Source organism: Hymenobacter sp. UYAg731, from assembly GCF_054061335.1.
The window spans coordinates 528,619-546,669 of record NZ_JBSSEC010000003.1; the positions used below are offsets into that span (position 1 = coordinate 528,619).

General features: G+C 63.3%; 17 protein-coding genes. 7 read left to right on the forward strand and 10 right to left on the reverse strand.

The window, feature by feature from the left end:
• Positions 1-236 precede the first annotated feature (236 nt).
• The 4 genes from ACVWYF_RS10340 to ACVWYF_RS10355 all read right to left on the reverse strand — a co-directional run bounded on the left by ACVWYF_RS10340 (position 237) and on the right by ACVWYF_RS10355 (position 3,307).
• Positions 237-1,181 carry a radical SAM protein gene (locus tag ACVWYF_RS10340; RefSeq protein ID WP_457067492.1) on the reverse strand — a complete coding sequence of 315 codons (945 nt, stop codon included), beginning with the start codon at positions 1,179-1,181 and terminating at the stop codon, positions 237-239.
• Between the two features lie 113 nt (positions 1,182-1,294).
• Complete coding sequence (locus ACVWYF_RS10345; protein ID WP_457067494.1) at positions 1,295-2,044, reverse strand: ABC transporter ATP-binding protein; 750 nt, start codon at positions 2,042-2,044, stop codon at positions 1,295-1,297.
• Positions 2,041-2,694, reverse strand: coding sequence for a hypothetical protein (locus ACVWYF_RS10350; protein ID WP_457067496.1), 654 nt, complete (start codon positions 2,692-2,694; stop codon positions 2,041-2,043). The genes ACVWYF_RS10345 and ACVWYF_RS10350 overlap by 4 nt, the downstream gene beginning before the upstream one ends.
• Positions 2,687-3,307 (reverse strand): hypothetical protein, encoded by a 621-nt coding sequence (locus ACVWYF_RS10355; protein ID WP_457067498.1) that lies wholly within the window; start codon positions 3,305-3,307, stop codon positions 2,687-2,689. The genes ACVWYF_RS10350 and ACVWYF_RS10355 overlap by 8 nt, the downstream gene beginning before the upstream one ends.
• 189 nt (positions 3,308-3,496) lie before the next feature.
• Here ACVWYF_RS10355 and ACVWYF_RS10360 point away from each other — a divergent pair, with 189 nt between their 5' ends.
• Both ACVWYF_RS10360 and ACVWYF_RS10365 read left to right on the forward strand, forming a co-directional pair.
• On the forward strand, positions 3,497-4,246 hold the full coding sequence (locus ACVWYF_RS10360; RefSeq protein WP_457067500.1) for an SDR family oxidoreductase: 750 nt from the start codon (positions 3,497-3,499) through the stop codon (positions 4,244-4,246).
• A gap of 213 nt (positions 4,247-4,459) precedes the next feature.
• Positions 4,460-5,044, forward strand: a complete 585-nt coding sequence (locus tag ACVWYF_RS10365) for a TetR/AcrR family transcriptional regulator (protein WP_457067502.1) — start codon at positions 4,460-4,462, stop codon at positions 5,042-5,044.
• Between the two features lie 169 nt (positions 5,045-5,213).
• Here ACVWYF_RS10365 and ACVWYF_RS10370 read toward each other — a convergent pair whose 3' ends face one another.
• The 6 genes from ACVWYF_RS10370 to ACVWYF_RS10395 all read right to left on the reverse strand — a co-directional run bounded on the left by ACVWYF_RS10370 (position 5,214) and on the right by ACVWYF_RS10395 (position 13,309).
• Positions 5,214-5,978: an ABC transporter permease gene (locus ACVWYF_RS10370; RefSeq protein ID WP_457067504.1), complete on the reverse strand. Its 765-nt coding sequence runs from the start codon at positions 5,976-5,978 to the stop codon at positions 5,214-5,216.
• Between the two features lie 80 nt (positions 5,979-6,058).
• Entirely contained in the window at positions 6,059-6,925 is an 867-nt protein-coding gene (locus tag ACVWYF_RS10375) for an ABC transporter permease subunit (RefSeq protein WP_457067506.1), read from the reverse strand.
• Positions 6,891-8,123, reverse strand: coding sequence for an ABC transporter substrate-binding protein (locus tag ACVWYF_RS10380; protein ID WP_457067508.1), 1,233 nt, complete (start codon positions 8,121-8,123; stop codon positions 6,891-6,893). Before ACVWYF_RS10380 ends, ACVWYF_RS10375 begins: the two co-directional genes overlap by 35 nt.
• A 144-nt stretch (positions 8,124-8,267) precedes the next feature.
• Entirely contained in the window at positions 8,268-11,315 is a 3,048-nt protein-coding gene (locus tag ACVWYF_RS10385; protein WP_457067510.1) for a TonB-dependent receptor, read from the reverse strand.
• A gap of 112 nt (positions 11,316-11,427) precedes the next feature.
• Entirely contained in the window at positions 11,428-12,120 is a 693-nt protein-coding gene (locus ACVWYF_RS10390; protein ID WP_457067513.1) for a TIGR04282 family arsenosugar biosynthesis glycosyltransferase, read from the reverse strand.
• 502 nt (positions 12,121-12,622) lie between these two features.
• Positions 12,623-13,309, reverse strand: coding sequence for a hypothetical protein (locus ACVWYF_RS10395; protein ID WP_457067515.1), 687 nt, complete (start codon positions 13,307-13,309; stop codon positions 12,623-12,625).
• 254 nt (positions 13,310-13,563) lie between these two features.
• On the opposite strand from ACVWYF_RS10395, the gene ACVWYF_RS10400 reads away from it, so the two are divergent.
• The 5 genes from ACVWYF_RS10400 to ACVWYF_RS10420 all read left to right on the forward strand — a co-directional run bounded on the left by ACVWYF_RS10400 (position 13,564) and on the right by ACVWYF_RS10420 (position 17,978).
• Entirely contained in the window at positions 13,564-14,703 is a 1,140-nt protein-coding gene (locus tag ACVWYF_RS10400; RefSeq protein WP_457067517.1) for a patatin-like phospholipase family protein, read from the forward strand.
• Between the two features lie 283 nt (positions 14,704-14,986).
• On the forward strand, positions 14,987-15,751 hold the full coding sequence (locus ACVWYF_RS10405) for a hypothetical protein (RefSeq protein ID WP_457067519.1): 765 nt from the start codon (positions 14,987-14,989) through the stop codon (positions 15,749-15,751).
• A gap of 82 nt (positions 15,752-15,833) precedes the next feature.
• Positions 15,834-16,481, forward strand: a complete 648-nt coding sequence (locus ACVWYF_RS10410) for a hypothetical protein (RefSeq protein ID WP_457067521.1) — start codon at positions 15,834-15,836, stop codon at positions 16,479-16,481.
• Entirely contained in the window at positions 16,460-17,269 is an 810-nt protein-coding gene (locus ACVWYF_RS10415) for a sensor histidine kinase (protein ID WP_457067523.1), read from the forward strand. Before ACVWYF_RS10410 ends, ACVWYF_RS10415 begins: the two co-directional genes overlap by 22 nt.
• A 40-nt stretch (positions 17,270-17,309) precedes the next feature.
• Complete coding sequence (locus ACVWYF_RS10420; RefSeq protein WP_457067525.1) at positions 17,310-17,978, forward strand: response regulator; 669 nt, start codon at positions 17,310-17,312, stop codon at positions 17,976-17,978.
• The last annotated feature ends 73 nt before the right edge of the window (positions 17,979-18,051 follow it).

An 18,051-nucleotide genomic window follows, 5' to 3' on the forward strand; every position in this document is an offset into this window, starting at 1 on the left:
ACCAGGCAATGAAAGCCCGGCGAATCTCCTCCCCTCAAACAGGCGAACAGCCATCGCCTTGAAGTAGAGCCGACTCACACCACAAGTTTCGTCAACTTAAACGCCCAAATCAATGACAAAAATCAAGGCGGCGGCTAAAAATGCGCCGGGTGCCGGCCCCCGGTGGGCGGGCATTGCCGGACAGGTCGCGGCGGCGGCTCCTGCCTGCTTACTCCCCTGCCGCGAAGTGGCCCCCGCTAAGCCGGCTGGGGGGTTGCGGCCCCCACAACGGGCAGCACGTCTTGATGCTGCTCGAAAAACTCATCGCACCAGCGGCACACGTTCTGGAGCTCTTCGCCACGGGCCAGGGCATGTTCTTCCGAAACCCCGATGGATTCGCCCATTTTCCACGGTTCGCCCTGGTTGAGGGCCTGCATGATTGGGGACTGGGAGGCGCGCAGCAGCACGTCGGCCACCTTTTCCTGGCGGGCATCGCCGAGGGGAAATTTGGTGCCGGGGCAGCAGGGGTTGATTTTCCAGAGCTGGATGCTGATTTCCTGCGGCAAATCGGTGCCGCCCAGGAAGCCTTTGGCCCCGGAGAGGATGGCGCAGAAATTATGGCTGGGGTCGCGCAGCCAGATGTCTTTTTCGAGGGCGCGGCCCCGGGCCCAGTTGCCGCCCAGCCACATATCGTCGGTGGCACCCCAGTAGCCCCAGCTCAGGCGGTGGCCTTCCACCAGCAGGTGCTCTTTGTCGATGAGCGGGTCGTGGTCGTAGCCGTTCACGCCCCGGCTCTCGAAGAGGTCGGCGAGGGTCATCAGGCGGGAGCCGGCCATTTTATGGTACCGGTCGATGCTGGCGATGTCGAAGCGCGTCACGCCTTTTTCAATCAGCAAATCGAGGATTTCGGGGGTGAGCAGGTCGCCGTTGGTCTGGAGCATGACCTGGGTACGGCCCTGGTATTTCTCTTTAATTGCGTCCAGAATCATGTACAGCTTCACGCGGTCGGCCACGGGCTCGCCGCCGGAGAGGATGAGGCGGTCTACCTGGTCGGGCAGGTTGCGCACGATGCGCAGGCAGTCTTGGGCGCTGATGCGCGTGCCCTGCGGCCCGGAGCTGTTGTAGCAATGGTCGCACTTATCGTTGCAGAGCTGGGTAAACACCCAATACACGGACTCGCAGTGGTTGAAATCGGTTTTCATGGACGGGGATAGTAATTACTTGAACGTCATGCTGAGCTTGTCGAAGCATCTCTACCGGGGAGGTAATTAGTTACTCTCGCGGTAGAGATGCTTCGACAAGCTCAGCATGACGTTCATTTTAGTTCCTGAAGGGCATTCTGTTGAATATTTTCCCAGAAAGACAGCTCGGCCTGGATATTGGTGCGCGGGTCCTGAATAAACTCCCCCACCGAGGCGAAGGCGCTGAGCTGGCCCCGGTCGAGGTAGCCGAAGCGGGTGCCCACGGTAAGGGCCTCGCGGCTGTCGTGGGTCACAAAAAGGGAGGTGATGTGGTGCTGCCGGCTCACGCGCAGGAACAGCTGCTGCATGTCGGCGCGGGTCTGGGCATCGAGGTTGCCGAAGGGCTCATCGAGCAGCAGCAGGCGCGGCCGGATGATGAGCGCCCGGCCAAACGACACCCGCTGCCGCTGCCCGCCCGAAAGCTGGGTGGGCGCTTTGCGGGCGTGTTCGCGCAGGTCCAGCTCGTCCAGCATCGCGGTTACCTGCTGGTCAATTTCGTCTTTTGCCACTTGGCGGATGCGCAGCCCGAAGGCCACGTTCTCGAACACCGTGAGGTGCGGAAACAGCAGCGGCTCTTGGTAGAGGTATACCATCTGGCGCGCGTTGGGCGGCACGGGGCGCAGGTCCTGGCCTTGCAGATGCAGGGTACCGGCATCGGCAGTTTCCAGGCCGGCCAGGATTTTCAGGAGCGTGGTTTTGCCGCAGCCCGAGCGGCCCAGCACGGCCAGCACCTCGCCCTGATTCAGCGAAAACGAAATGTCGCGCAGCACCGGCTGGGCCGCAAACTGCTTCGACAAATTGGCAACGGTCAGCAGCTCGCTCATACGAGGGCCCCCGCGCCGTACGCGGCGGCATCAATGGTCAGGCGCTCCGGCGCGGGCCGCACGCCGCAGAGCCATTCGGTGAGGCGGTCCATGTAGTTGTCCAGGTGGGTAATTTGCTGCACGCCGTGCTCCACAATGGGGTCCAGGGTGGTGGCCAGCAGGGTGCCGCCGTACGCGTGGGTTTGCCAGGTGATGATGTCGCCGGCCGCATTGGTCTGGATGATTTCGGCCGACGCGGGCACGCGGGTGTACACGCCGTGGGTGTGCCAGCAGGCCTGGCGCGGGGTGAGGCCCTGGTACACGGGATGGGCGTAGTTCGTGTCCGAAACTGGCGGGTTGGCGGGGTCCGTCACCCACCAGTAGTTATTTACCGGCCGGTCTTCCCACTGCGCATCCAGCCAGGTGGTGGACGAGTCGCCTTCCAGAAACACCTTCTTGCCGGCCCGCAGGAAATCGTAGATAATATTTTGTTTATCAGTCAGCACGGCCTGGTTCGACTGGAACGGAATGGCCAGCGCGTCGAGGTCCCGCACGGCGTCGGCGTCGAGGTCATGCACGTAGAGCAGGCGGTACAGGTCGCGGTACTTGGGGGCCGTAGCCAGGGCGTAGTGCGACCACACGCCGTTGAAAATCAAGCCTATCTTAGCCATGAGCGGGAACGGTGGAGGTGGAAATCAGTTGCAGGAAGTTGCGATACAGCGTTACCAGCGCGCTTTCCGAGCGGCCGGCGTAGGTCACGTCGGCCAGCGGGCCGCTGGCGGTGAGCAGCATGCGGCCGGCGGTGCTCACCTCGTCCAGCACCACTACGGGGCGCTGCCAGGTATCGGCCAGCAGCACGTCGGTACCGGGCGCGGCCTGGATATAGCCGCAGGTCCACCAGCCGCTCATGCCGTGCGAGAAGTTGAGCTGGTCGAGGTCGAGGTTGGCGAGCAGGCCGTGGGGGTCGGGGCCGGGCAGGTAGCGCACGTCCTGGGTGCGGCGCGAGTTGTCCATCAGCCACTGGTTGCCGGGCACCCAGGCGGTAAAAAAGCCGTCGCAGCACATCAGGGCTTTGCCGGCATCCAGAAACGCCCGCACTTTATCCTTGATTTTCAGCATGGCGACGTGGTCGGAGCCGTTGGGCACCACCAGCAGGTCGTAGGGCGTGAGGTCGGGGTCGAAGTCTTTGGTGATGAGGCAGGTGGTGTACTGCACCAGCTCATTCGACACATAATACTTTTCGAGCCCCTGGAGGCCGTTGGAAATGAGCAGTGCTTGCAGCATAGTGGGCGGATAAGGCGCGGTAGTAAGGTACGGCTGCGGGCCGAAAGCAGATGTTTTTCGGCAGAAAGATGGAGGCTGGCTGGGGGAGAGGAAGAATTAATATTGTTTTTCAGAACAATCATTCCAATAAAAGAGTTGTCACACCACAATTACAGAACGATTGTTCCATTAACTCATTTCCCTCTTCTTATGAATCGTTTGCAAAACAAAGTAGCCGTCATCACGGGCGGCAACAGCGGCATTGGCTTCGCCACGGCCCAGGAGTTTATTGCTCAGGGTGCCCAGGTAGTCATCACCGGCCGCAACGCAAAGGCCGTGCATGAAGCCGTAGAAAAGCTTGGTAACCAAGCCCACGGCGTGGTTTCCGATACCGCCAGCGTGGCCGACCTGCACCAGCTGGCCGACCAGGTGAAGGCCCTGCACCCGCGCATCGACGTGCTGTTCGTGAATGCCGGCATCGCCCAGTTTGCCCCCATCGCGCAGGTCGACGAAGCCCACTTCGACCAGCAGTTCAACACCAATGTGAAGGGGGCCTTCTTCACCATTCAGCAGCTGCTGCCGCTCTTCAACGACCACGGCTCCATCATTCTCACGTCGAGCACGGCGGCCCATGTAGGCATGGCCGGCGCGTCGGTATACTCGGCTACCAAGGCGGCCCTGACCACCTTCGCCCGCACGCTGTCGACGGAGCTGCTGGAGCGCAACATTCGCGTCAACGTCATCAGCCCCGGCCCGATTAGCACGCCCATCATCACCAAAATGGGGATGTCGGCCGAGATGCAGGCGCAGGTAGAAGGTAGTTTGGTGCAGCAGGTGCCCATGAAGCGTTTCGGAACCCCGAAAGAAATTGCCACCATCGCCACTTTCTTCGCCTCCGATGACTCGTCGTTCGTGACGGGGGAGGAAATTATTGCCGGCGGCGGTATGGCAACGCTGTAATCAGCAAACTTCCTGCTGACAATGCCCCGGACGCGGCGCTACCGAACATTCATCCGTAAATCGGAGGGGTTCGGTAGCGCCGCGTTTTTTGGGCCGGCGGGCCTACGGGCAGCGGCACCAAACGGCGGCCCCGGGCGTTGGGGAACGGCGGGTTGATTGCCGCTGGCGGCGGCGCTATCTTGCCGTATTCTTCTTTTATCTTTTCCCCTTAAAATGGCCCGTCCCAAAGCCTTTGATGAAGCCGAAGCCCTGCAAAAGGCGCTGGACACGTTCTGGCACCAAGGCTACCACGCCACCTCAATGCAGGATTTGGTGGCGAGCATGGGCATCAATCGGGCGAGTTTGTACGACACGTTCGGCGACAAGCATAAGCTTTTTATGCGGGCCCTGAATCAGTATCAGCAGCAAAGTTTTCAGGGGCTGCGGGAACTGACCGCCAACGATGAGGTGGTGTCCCCGGTACGCATTCGCCGGGTATTGGAGCTGATGGTAACCCAGGCCCTGGCTGATGACCAGCAGAAGGGCTGTTTTCTGGTGAACGTCACCACCGAGCTGGCCCCCCACGACGCGCAGGCGCAGGCCCTGGTCTGCGGCAACCAGCAATTTCTGGAAGACCTGCTTACCGATATTCTGCGCCGGGGGCAAGAGCGCGGCGAAGTCCGGAGCACGGCCACCCCGCAGGCCCAGGCCCGCCTGCTCATCAGCGTGCTAAACGGGATGCGCGTGATGGCCAAAGCCAACCCCGACCCGCAAATTCTGCGCGACGTGGTAAACACGGCCATGCTGGCACTGGCGTAGGTTCGGTTATCCGCAGTTGGTGCGCAGAGAAAAGCCCGCCATCATGCACAGAAGCTGGCTCTTATGGCATTGCCTGAGAGGAGTATGACGGCTTGCTCTCACGGAACGGGTTCGCGCATTACTGGCTGACCCAACAATAAGCAACAAGCACCAAGCCACCGCGTTGCGGCTATTCAGCCTTGCGCAGCAGCGCCCGCTTGTTGGCCAGCAGCAGCAGCGCCGGGGGCAGCAGCAGCAGCAGCGAGGCCATGGCCGCCAGCGGCGCGTTGGCCTCGCCCACGTACATGAACACTTGCACCGTGAGGGTCCGCACCTTGCCCACGCTCAGCACGTTGGTCAGCCCGAAATCAAACCAGCTCAGCAGAAAAGTCTGGACCAGCGCCGTGCGCAGCAGCGGCCACGCCAGCGGCAGCAGCACCTGCCGCAGCGCCTGCCGGGGCGTGCAGCCCAAAGTGCGTGCGAGGTGCTCGTATTCGGTAATCTGGGCCGACCAGAAGCTGCGCAGCAGCAGCGTGGCGAACGGCAGCGCCACCAGCAGCAGTCCCAGCAGCACGCCTCCCACCGAACCCGACAAGTGCAGCCGGATAATGAACGGCTGAATGAGCACTGCCAGTAGCACCGGCGGCAGCGCATACGGCAGGTAGCTGGCCGCCTCCCAGCGCGTGGCCCAGCGGCTCCGCGTGATGGCACGGGCCAGGACGAAACCGCCGGCAGTGGCCACCACCGCCACCGTGCCGGCCAGCAGCAGGCTGCGGCCCAGCCCGGCTAACAGGTCGTTGTCGGCCGCCAGCAGGCTCCGCAGCGCCTCCAGGGAATAAGCGGGCGGCAGCGCGGCCGGAAAGCGCCACCCCTCGCCCACCGCCAGCAGCCCAAGCAGGCCGAAGGGCAGTGCGAAGAGCAGGATTAAGAGGAAAACAAGGAGCTTGGAACGCATTGGTGTAGAGACGCATATTTGCGTCTTGTCGTTGAACGATACTGCCTGAACGATGCCCACATGGCGCGAACGACGAGACGCTACGCCGTTCGCACCCGGCGGCTAAGCCGGAGCAATAAGCTAATCAAAACCAGCAGGCCGGCGGCCACCAGGAACCCCGCCAAGTAGGCGGCGGGCAACTCCCGCAGGTCGAAGCGCTGGAGGCGGGTAGCGATGTACACGCTCAGCATCTGCGGGTACGGGCGGCCCAGCAGCAGCGGGATGTCGTAGGCCCCCAGCGTGGCAATGAGGCTGAGCAGCAGCGTGGGAGTTGCCCGCCGCAGCAGCACCGGCCCGGCCACCCGCCGCCGAAACTGCCCCTCGCTGGCCCCCAGCGTGAGCGTGAGCTGGCGATAGTCATCGAGCCGGGTTTCCTGGTAAATGGCCCGGAACAGCAGGGTCAGAAACGGAAACGTGAGCAGCACATGCGCCAGAATAATGCCGAAGCCGGCCCCGTCCTGCACCAGCTCGGGGAAGGATTCGAGGCGCGGAATAAGGCCCAGCCGGAAACTGATGCGCGAGAGCCACCCCGCCCGGCTCAGCAGCTGAAACAGGTAGAAGCCCATCACCAGCGAAGGCATCAGCAGCGGCACGTAGAGGAGGCCCGGCAGCGGCCAGCGCCGCAGCGTGGGCTGCGCCCGCAGCACCAGCAGCAGCGCCAGCCCCGTGGAAATTCCCACCGAGGCCACCGCTACCCACCCGCTAAAGAGCGTAGCGTAGAGAAGGCCCGTATCGGCCCCCAGCGCCCGCCAGTAGCGCCCGGTGAAGCCGGCGGCCAGCGGCCCGGCCAGCCCCACGCTGCCCAGCAAAGCATACGCCAGCCCGGCCAGCGGCAGGCCTACCACCAGCAGGCCGTACAGGCCCAGCAGGGGGCTAGGAAGCTGGAACGGGCGTGCCTTCAATAACATAGGTGCGGAAATCCTTGAACAGGCGCGTCATGTATTCCGGGTCAGGCTCGGGCAGGGCCAGGCCCTGGATGTCCGCACGCCGGGGCGCGTAGCGGCGCGAGGGCAGCTGCTCGAATGCCTGGCGCTGGGCGGCGGGCAGGGCCTGGAGGTTGAGCACGGTGTGGTCGCCCCACACGTCGGGGTCCATCTTTTTGAGCTGGGCCTCGGGCGAAATCAGGAAGTTGACGACCAGCATGGCCGCCTCGGGGTGGCGGGCGTGGCGCACGATGCCCAGGTAATGCGAGTTCTGGATGGTGCCGGGCGTGGGCACGTAGGCGCGGGCCGTGGCCGGGAAAACTTTCTGGTTGACTTTGTTATCGACCTCGGCGTCGTTGTTGGAGAAGGTGAAGGCCACTTCGCCGTTGGCAAAAAGCTGGTGCAGCGGGGCCAATTGCTCGGGAAAGGTCTGGCCCTGCTTCCAGAAATAAGGCTTGCTGGCATTAATCTGCCGCCACAGCGCGCCCGACCATTTCTTATACACGGCCGAATCAAACTTGCCCTGAAACAGCTTCGGGTCGCCCGACAGGGCCATCATCCAGGATTTGAGCAGTGTCATGCCCGTGAATTCGTTCGGGATGGTGAACTGGCCGGGGTGGGCTTTCACGAAAGCCGGCAGCTCGGCAAAGGACTTCGGCGGGCGGGCCACCCGCGCCGAATCGTAGATAAAATTGAACTGCACGTTGCCCCAGGGGCACTCCATGCCCGCGATGGGTTGCTGGAAATCGGTGTTGATGAAGGGATTGGCCAGGTCGAGCAGCGGGGCATTGGGCAGCTTCGCCACGAAGGGCCCCAGCAGCGCATCCACCTGCCGCAGCTGGTAAAATGTCTCGCCGTTAATCCAAAGCAGGTCGGCCTCGCTAGGCTGGTTGGCTTGCTGCTCGGCGGCCAGGGTCTGGACCAGGCCCGCGCCCTGGCCGGCCGAAATTTGCAGGTCGATGCCATAAAGCCGCTTCACTTCGGGCTTCACGTAGGTGCTCATGTACTTGTTGATGAGCGGGTCGCCCTGCCACATCACCATGCTCACGGGCTGGTTTTTGCCGGCTGTTTCAATTTGCGGCCAGGTCTGGGCCAGTACCTGCTGGGGCTCGCGGAGCTTGTCAGAGCCGCAGCCATTGAGCAGCAGGGTGAGGGCGGTGAGGAAAGGGAGAAGTTTTTTCATAGGGGTAAAGTGTACAAGCAAGAACGTCATGCAGAGCGCAGCGAAGCATATTTACCGCCGTAAGTAATCAGTTTACTATTGCGGTAAAGATGCTTCGCTGCGCTCTGCATGACGGCCGGCCTGTTGGGTTCGTTCAACGAGCAACTACAGCGCGTAGCGCAGGCCAAACTGGAACTGGCGCGGGGCACTGGCATTGCGCCGAATGATGCCCGAGCCCGCCGCGCCGGTCTGAATCTGGTTGCTCTGGGTGGCGTTGTTGGCGTAGCCGCTCAGGTTCTGGGTGTTGAGGACGTTGAACACGTCGGCGGTCAGTTCCAGGCGGCTGGTTTTCTCGCCGAAATGCAGCGTGTACTGCGCGCCCACGTCGAAGGTTTTGGACCACGGCAGGCGGTCGGAGTTGCGCCCTTCGCCGGGATAGCGGTCGGCGTTGCCGAGGTAGGCCGTGCTGAAGGAGCTGCCGTCGCCGTTCAGGTCGGTGGTATAGGTCGGATTGCCGCTAGCATCGAGGATGCCGGGCGCGACATAAGCGCCCGTGACACGGTTGATAGGCTGACCGCTTTGCAGCAGGGCCGCCAGGGTAAAGCGCAGGGCTTTGATGGGGTAGTAGCTGCCAACCGCGTTGATAACGTGCGTGCGGTCGTTGATGGAATTGGCGAACTCGGGGCCGTAGTTGTTGGCATCGGCGGCGCGGAAGTTCACGTCCTCGGTGTCGTTTTTCAGGTTCGAGAGAGTGTAGGACACGCGGTAGCCGTACTTGTCCTCGGCAGCGTCTTTCTGCACGTTGAAGCTGGCGGCCATGTAGCGCGAGCGGCCCGCCGATTCGGTTTCGACCACGCTGCGGGCCACGCCGTTCACCCGCTGCCCGTTGATGGTGGCGTAGGTGCCCGTGGCGTCGGTAATGATGGGCACCGGACGGGTGGCATCGGCCGCGATGGGATTGCGCACCACTACGTTGGCAGGGTCGTTTTGCTGATAGGATGACACTGCGTTGACGTTGCGCAGCCGGAACAAGTCATAGGAGCGGTTGTACATCAGGTCGACGTAAAACAGCGTTTTCTGGGTCACCTGGTACTGGTAGCCCAGCGTGGCCTGGTGCGAGTACGGGTTCTGGTAGCCATCCGGGTTCAGAATGCGGCGCTCGCCGCCGAACACCGTGGCGCGCTGGCCCTGCAAGCTGGCGGCCGACGGCCCGTTGAGGTAGGTGACGCCGCTGGTGAGGCCCGCGCCCTGGTTGCCATCGAAGGTGATGCGGTCGATGTTGGTGTTGGCGGGCAGCGCGCCCACCCGCACCAGCTCGCGGAGCTGGGTTTTGTAGTCGGCCGAATTGGTGTTGGCTCCCAGCGCGTCGCTGTACACGGTGTACAGAATCTTGTCGTAGAACAGGCCGTAGCCGCCGCGCAGGCTGCTGCGCTCGCTCAGGCGCAGGTTGAAATTGGCGCGGGGCGCGATGTTGTTGCGGTCACCGTTGGCCGCGCCGCCCTTCGAGAGGTTGTCGTAATCGTAGCGCAGGCCCAGGGTCACGTTCAGGCGGTCGGTCACGGCTACCTGGTCTTCCACGTAAATGTTGTAGAGGTTCTGGGTGGTGCCGAAGGATGCCGGACGCAACTCCACGCCGTAGGATTTCACCAGCACATCGGCCGGAATGTCGTTGATGCTCAGGTTGGCGCCGAGGTTGCGGCCGGCCAGCGCGTTCAATTGCGGCTGCGTCAGCTTCACGGTGTAGCTGCCGTTGGGGTTGCCGCCGCCAAACAGCAGGTGCTCGGTGCTGATGATGCCGAAGCCCCCTTTGAAGGTGTTGCGGCCCTTGAGCAGCGTGAATTTCTGCTGGGCCTGCCAGGTGCTTTGGTGCGAGTCGAAGAGGTAGCCGGGGTGGCCGAGGTAAGCAATGGCGGTTTCACTGGGGTCGAGCACCGTCACGTCGGGGCTGTTGGGGTTCTGGGCACGGGCGTAGTTCCAGCGGAAGCGGGCGTACTGCACGTCGGTTTCCGAAGTGAAGTTGCGGCCCACGTAAATATTCTGGGTCGCAATCTCGACGGAGTTGCGGTCCTGCTTGTTACCGCTGGAAGGGAAGGAAATGCCGCCATCGAGGCCGCCGCCCTGGCGCTCAATGTTCACGATGCCCACGTTGGCCCGCAGCGAGGAGCGGAACCGCTCCGTCCAGCGCTGGTCGAGCTTGCCCGAGAGGTAGGTGAACTTGTTCTGACCGCGCACCGTGGCGGCCACGCCCAGCTCGGGCGAAGTCAGCACGTTGTCCTTGTAGTCGAAGGTTTGCTCGGCGTTCAGGTAGAAAAAGGTCTTATCCTTCACCAGCGCCCCGCCCACGCCGAAGCCGAACTGCTGGCGCTGGAAGCCGCTCTTCACTTGGTTACCAGACAGGTCGCGCTGCGCGAAATCGGTCTTGCCATCGATGCCGGGGCCGGGCCGGGTGAGGTAAAAAGCCTCCGCCGTCAGGTCGTTGGAGCCCGACTTGGTGGTCACGTTCACGATGCCGTTGGCCGAGTTGCCGAACTCGGTGGAGAAGTTGTTGGTGAGCACGTTCACGTTCTGGGCAAAGCCCACCGGAATGGCGAAGCGCTGCCCGCCCAGGAAGTTCTCGTTGTTGTCGAGGCCGTCGATGAGGTAGTTGGTGTAGAGGCCGTTGGCTCCGTTGATGCTCACGTTGGGGGCTTCGGTGAAGAAGCCGGTAGCCAGCGTCACGTTGGGCAGGCGGTAGAGGGCGCGGGTGATGTCGCGGGCCTCGATGGGAATTTCGCGCAGCTCGCGGGCCGACAGCTCGGAGGCCACCTCGGCGTTCTGGGTGTTGAGGGTAGTGCCGTTGCGCGGGGCGCGCACCACTACGCCTTCCAGCGTTTGGGCGCTAAGCTGGGGCAGCACCAGCGTCACGCTGGGGCTGGAGTTGGCGCGGAGCGTGAGGCCAGCTTCGCGCACGGCCTGGTACCGGTCGCTCACGGTGGTGCTCACGGCGTAGGAGCCGGCCGTGCTCAGGCCCCGGAAACGGGCTTGGCCCTGGGCGTTGGTGGGCTGCTCGGCACTGAAACCAATGGCGGCGTTGTCGAGGTGTACGGGCAGGTTGGCGATGGGCTTACGAGCATTGTCGAGCACCGACACCACCAAATCGACCTGCGCCCAGGCGCGCTGCATAGGCAGCAGGAACAATAAGACGAGGGTAAAAAGGGATAAAACCTTCTTCATGGGAAAGAGAAAAATAAGCTACAAAAATGTAATTAGGCCAACGCGGCAGCAGCCCACCATCCGCAAGGGGATAATCGCAGGCTGGTTGCCAAGGCAGCAAATTCCGGAATTTTCAGCAGGCCGGCGGCCCCCGGTGGGGGCGTGCGGCCACGCCGGCGCGCTGGCCAGCGGCGGTAATTGCAGTGGGCAGGGCCACCGGCCGGGGGGCGCGCAGCCGCCGCAACCGGCGCAGCAATAGCCGCGCCAGCGGCAACCGCAAGGCAGCAGTCAGGCCTTGCTCTTCATCAATATCGGCCAGCACGGGTAGCACGCAGGCGCTGGTGTGCTGCTGCCGGAGCTGCCGGAGCAGGGCGGCCCCCAGCTGCGCCGTCTGCCAAGGCAGCTGCGTCCAGTCCTGGCTTTCGAATACCGCGCGCGCCATGCCCAGCAGGTACACCCCGCCGTCGGTGGCGGGGCCAACTACGGCCCCGGTTTGCTGCACGGCGGCTGTGGCTTGCCGCAGCAGCTGCTCAGTCAGTTGGGGGCAGTCGTTGCCCATCACCAGCAGGTACTCGTAGCCCTGGCTGAATACGCGCCGCATGGCGTTGCAGAGCCGTGCGCCGAAGGTGGCCCCCGTTTGCTGGTTTGAGGCGACCCGCACAAAGTCAACCCCTGCCCTGCCCGCAGTAGCCTCTGCTCGGTGGATAAGCTGGGCCGCGACGGCGGCGTTGCCGGCTCGCGTGCCGTGGCTGACAAAACGCTTGTGCGCCGCCTCCTCGCCCGCCGAGCGGGTGAACAATAAGACGGCAACGGGTGAGCGGGACATAAGAAACGGCCCCGCCGCCAAAGCGTGATTGGGGCAGGGCGTAACGCTGGAGACGAGTGAAAACCCACGGCCGAGCTAACGCCGTGCTGCCACATACGGCAACAAGGCCAACTCAGATTCCGGCCGGGGTGGGGCAAAGGTCGTCAGCCCGGGTCATTTCCTCCTGCTTCTGCCATCTACATGGCTAATACGTATCCCGGCGGCGCGGTCCTGGCGCTCGGCGGCGCGGCAGAGCAGGCAGGTGGCGATTGGAGGGCCGGCCCCGGATATCGGCGGCGGCGCTGGCCGGTTTAATCGGCTCGCTGTTTGGGGGGATGCGGGCGGCGTACTCAGCGTTTTTTTGGTGATGGGCAGGGCGTAGTTTGCGCCGGTGCTGCGCGGCCGTGCAGGAGCGCCTGATTGCGCCCGAAGGCTCGTTTGCGGCCTTCGGGCACTCGCTGGCTTACCGTTGCGGGGCCTTCCGATTGGCAGCCTGTACCTGTGCATCACCGCGTTTCTGCCGCTATGCCAGCGGCTCTACCCGCCGGATGGGCAGCCGCTCACCCGCCTCCGGCGCATCCACCACCAGCACAATGGCCCGCGTATGCCCGGCCCGGGCGTACCGCAGCGTTTCGGCCGAGCCGCCCCGGGCCAGCGGGGTAGTCGTTTCCGGGGCGAGGGCGGCGGCATAGTCGGCCTGGGTGCAGGCCACCAGCAGCACATCGCACGCACCCACAATGGCAAAGGCCGTCTCGGCAAACCGCTCGTTGCGGTCCGCGCTGGTGCCGGTGATGCGGACCTCGCGCACGGCGGGGCCTTGTAGCAGGTTTGCTGACCGGGCCACGCGGGCTTGCACGGCGGGGCCGGTGGCGGCTTCTTCGCCGAGCCGGAAATCATCGGGCAGGAAGAAGCCGGCGGGCGGCGTGGGCAGCAACACCAGCTGCGCATAGGCCGGGCGGCCAGCGGCCGGCGCGTGGCGGGCCCGTTCCGCCATCAGCTCAACAAACACGGTATCGGCCCCCAGCGCCAGCGACGACACACCCAGCAGCACGCGGGCCGGGCCGGAATTTTCGGCTTCCAGCTGGTCGAGCACCTGCTCTAGCGTGGCGCGCAAAGCTGTTTCGCCCCTTGGCAGCAAGCGCTTACCGACAAAGCCAACGGCGAAATCCCGGCCTTTTAAGTCACTGGTTTTTTGCTGATTATCGAACATGTTGCGGAGCAGCAGGAAGCTGCATTGGGGGGAGAAGCAGGGTGTAATGCGTGTCGGCCAGCCCTCCGCCAGAGCCGGCAACCGGTCCTTTTACGGCTGGCTACGGCCAGCGTCGTTGGCCAACCGCCTCAACTGTCCAACTAAAACCCGTTACTTCACCGCTGCATTACGCCCGGCAACCCGGTTTTTGCCCGGCGGCCGGGCGCATTCATCCTTAATCCCTTCCCCTATTCCACACCCTTACTACCGTTTTCATGGCAATCAAAGACAAAGACGCGCTGGGCGGCCCGCGTAGGCTACTGGCGCTGGACGGCGGCGGCATCCGGGGCACCATCACCCTGGAAATTCTGGCCGAGCTGGAACGCAGCCTGGAGCAGCGCCTCGGGGCCGGGCCGGGCTTTGTACTGGCCGACTACTTCGACTACATCGCCGGCACCAGCACCGGGGCCATCATTGCCACCTGCCTCAGCCTGGGCATGCGCGTGGCCGATATCCGGGCGTTTTACCTGGCCAGCGGCCCGGCCATGTTCGACAAGGCCAGCCTGCTGAAACGATTCCGTAACAAGTACAAGGACGAGCAGCTGGCCCAGAAGCTCCAGGACGTTATCCGGGAGCGCAGCGGCGAACCGGAGGCCACGCTGGGCAGCCAGGCCCTGCAAACCTACCTGCTGCTGATACTACGCAATGCCACCACCGACTCGCCCTGGCCGCTTTCCAACAACCCCAAGGCGAAGTACAACGACATCACCCACCAGAGCTGCAACCTGCGGCTGCCGCTCTGGCAGCTGGTGCGGGCCAGCACGGCCGCGCCCACCTACTTCCCCCCCGAAGTAGTGATTGTGGGCGGCCAGGATTTCGTGTTCGTGGACGGCGGCGTGACCATGTACAACAACCCCGCGTTCCAGCTTTTCCTCATGGCCACCATCAAGCCCTACAAGCTGGAATGGCCCACCGGCGAAGACCAGCTCCTGCTCGTGTCCGTGGGCACGGGCGCGGCGGCCGGCTCCAACGCCCAGCTGGCCCCCAACGAGATGAACCTGCTCTACAATGCCAGCTCCATCCCCTCGGCCCTCATGTTTGCGGCTTCTAATGAGCAGGATATGCTCTGCCGCGTGTTTGGCCGCTGCCTGCACGGCGGCGAAATCGATAGCGAGGTACTGGACTTGAAGGACGACATCGGCACGGGCTCCATTGGGAAGAAGCTCTTCACCTACCTGCGCTACAACGCCGACCTCTCCCGCGCCGGGCTCACCGCGCTGGGCCTGCCCCACATCGAGCCCGATAACGTGCAGCAAATGGACTCCGTGCAGTACATCCCGCAGCTCCAGGCCGTGGGCCAGGCCGTGGCCAGGGAGGTGGACCTGGCCCACTTCGCGGCCTTCCTGCCGGCCTAGCCCGCAAGCCCTGCCGCCCCCGCCTACCCAAGTAAATCCCGGCACAAACGAGCGCCGCCCTTCCGTACAAACACCCGGTTTTGAAATACCGTATTTCTACGTGGGTGAGTCCCCGGCCCGCCGTTGTTCTTTGTACCGCCGCGATGCCACCGCGCCGGCAATTAAGCCGGCCGCTTCCTGCGCCAGCCAAACGGCCATACGGGTTTCCAAACCGCAATTTCGACTTCCATCAGCATTCCCCAAAGTTCCGCAACCGCATCACTTCACCAATTCTTTTCCTCTAATGAACGATAACGCTGTAGCAACCGCCAGCCCCACGGCAACCACTTCCTACATCCTCAGCCAGGGCGACTACGACCAATACACGACGGCCTGGCAGGCCTTTGCCGGGCAGGCCGGCGGCACCCCCCTCACGGATGCCTTCTTCAAGCCAGATTCTACCCGGGTACAGGCTCTCAGCTTTCCGCTGGGGCGCATCCAGGAGCTGGTTTCGGCGGTGGGCGTGCGCCAGATTAGAGCGCGGTTTGTGCTGATGCCCGGCTCCGCCGGAAGCCAGTTCAACCTCGTCCTGTTTGCCACCGATGCCACCGGCTACCGGCTGTCGGCCTACTGCCTGCCCGACCAGTACTACACGACCAGCGCCCTGGAGGCGAAGGTGCTGGAGACGAAAGCGCCGGAGGACAAGTTGGACGAGCCGATTCCCCAGGACCTGACCTCCATCTGGGAAGGCAAGTGGCAGAACGCGGCGGAAATCACGGCGGATATGTTTACCACCTATACCGCCGCCCCCGCCCACGAACCCACCGTTCTCGAAGGATACAACTTTAAGATTAAGGATTTTGTGACAATGCTCTTCGGGGCCGGACCGGACATCAGCCTGGGCTTCGGCCTGCACGAGTACCACTCCCAAAAGGCCAATTCGGAAGCCGACTGGACGAGGACTTTCGGCCTGGTGCTGCAGAATCCCGCCGCCGGAAATGATGCCCGCAGTGTCGGAGCCGCACAGTTGGATTTCGACATGGCGGCTCCCAGCCCGCCCAATACCTAAGCAAGCCTCCCCCCCCCCCCGACGGCAACCTATTCATGGCCATCACCCCTGGTGGTGGCCTTTTTTTTCCATAGCTGACTTTATGCCTCTTTCCACGCAGGAGCTGGTGGCGCGGTTAACGCTGGTGCCGGTGGTAGTGGCCGGCCTCATTGGCCTGGCACGCTGGCGCCAGCTGCCCGCCAATATGCGCTGTCTCACCGCACTTATCGGCTGGGTGCTGCCGCTGAATTTGCTCGGCTTCGTGTTCATTTTTCTGCACCGCAGCAACCTGTTTTTGATGCCGGTGTATGCCGTGGGCGAGTTCATGTTCCTGGCCCTGGTGTTCCGGCACACGCTGCAGTCGCCCGCTTTCAGCCGTGCCGTGCCCTGGCTGGTGGGCGGCTTTGGGGCTTACGCCTTGTTCGACAGCCTGACCCCGGGCGCGCTGGAGCAGTTCCGGCCCGGCCAGCAGGTGATTCAGAGCGTGCTGGTACTGGGGCTGGTGGGGTTATATTTTCGAAAATTGCTGCGCGAGCTGCGCGTGATGCAGCTGCGGCGCGAGCCGATGCTCTGGGTATCGGCGGGATTATTGATATATTACCTGGGTTATCTGCAGATTGCCATCTTCAGCAACTACCTGCTGCGCTACTCGCAACAGCTGAATAGCAACGTCTGGATGATACATTCGCTTTTGTTCATCGTGCTTTATAGCTGCTACAGCCTGGCTTTATGGCTCCCCCGGCAGAAGTAACGTTCGGCCAGCTACTGTTCAGCGGCATCGCGGTGATGCTGCTGGCGGCCGGCACCCTACTGGTTTTTCTGGTAACGTACCAGAAGCGCCTGCTGCAACAACAGCTTCATATGCGCACGGCCGATGCGGTTCATCAGCAGCAACTGCTGGTGGCCATTATCGAGGCGCAGGAAGGCGAGCGGGAACGCATCGGGCAGGACCTGCACGACGGCATTGGCTCGACCGTGGCCACGGCCAAGCTCCTGATTAACCGCCTCACCAGCCTGCCCAACCAGGCCCCGCCCCCCGATTTGCTAGCCCTCATCGAAGAGCTCATGACGGCCGCCGTGCAGGACGTGCGCAGCGTGTCGCACAGCCTGTACCCGGCCGTGCTGTCGCGCTACGGCCTGGCCGAAGCCATGCAGCACCTGGTGGACGTGGGCAACGAAACAGGCCAGCTGCCCATTGAGCTGGATATGGAGTATGGCCAGCCCCTGGCCCTGGCCCAGGAGCTGGCCCTGTACCGAATTTGCCAGGAGCTGCTGCACAACGCCCTCAAGCACGCCAAGGGGGCCACCTACCTGACGGTGCAGCTGCACCAAGCGCCCCGGCTGCTGACGCTGGTAGTGGAGGACGATGGCTGCGGGTTTGCGACCGGGGCCAGCGGCGGCCTGGGGTCCAAAAATGGCGGAGCGGGCCTGCGCAGCATCGAAGTGCGGGTGCAGATGCTGCGCGCCAGCCTGCACCGCCACAGCGCCCCCGGGCAGGGCACCCGCATGGTGGTAGAGCTGCCGCTACTGTTGGGTTAAATTTATTTTCCTTTCCTTCGTTACTCAATGCCTCTACTCCATGGTCTCCCCCATTCCACCCGCCCACATCGCTCTCCTCGACGACCACCCCATGTTCCGGCAGGGGCTGCGCTACATTCTCGAACCCCTGCCCTACGTGGCCAGTATCACGGAAACGGCCGATGCGGCCGCGCTGGTGGACCTGTGCCGGCGGCAGCTGCCGGATGTGGTGCTGCTCGATTTGCAGATGCCCCAAATGGACGGGCCGGAAGTGGCTCAACTGCTGCTGGTGGAGTTTCCGGAACTGAAAATCATCGTACTCTCGATGTTTTCGGCCGATAAATACATCACCCAGATGATGAAGCTGGGCGCGCGCAGCTACCTGCCCAAAGATGCCACCCAGGAAGAACTGGTACACGCCATTAAGGAGGTGCTCACTACGGGCTACCACTTCACGCCCCGCATTTCGCGGGCGCTGATGCGGGGCGTGCAGAAGCCCAGCCGCCAGCCCGTTACCAAGCTGCCGGAGATGCTGGAGTTTACCCCGCGCGAAAAAGAAGTGCTGCACCTGATTTGCGAAGGCCGCCGGGCCAGCGAAATTGCTGAGCAGCTATTCCTCAGCCGCCGCACTGTGGAAGGCCACTGGCAAAAACTGCTGGAGAAAACCGGCTCGCCCAGCGTGGCCTCCCTGGTTGTTTTCGCCTCCAAGCACGGCTTGCTCGGGGCGTAGTACCGGGCCGGCACGGGGCAGCTTCGGCCAAGGGGTGCCGGCAGTTTTTCCACTATCTTAGGAGAACCAATCC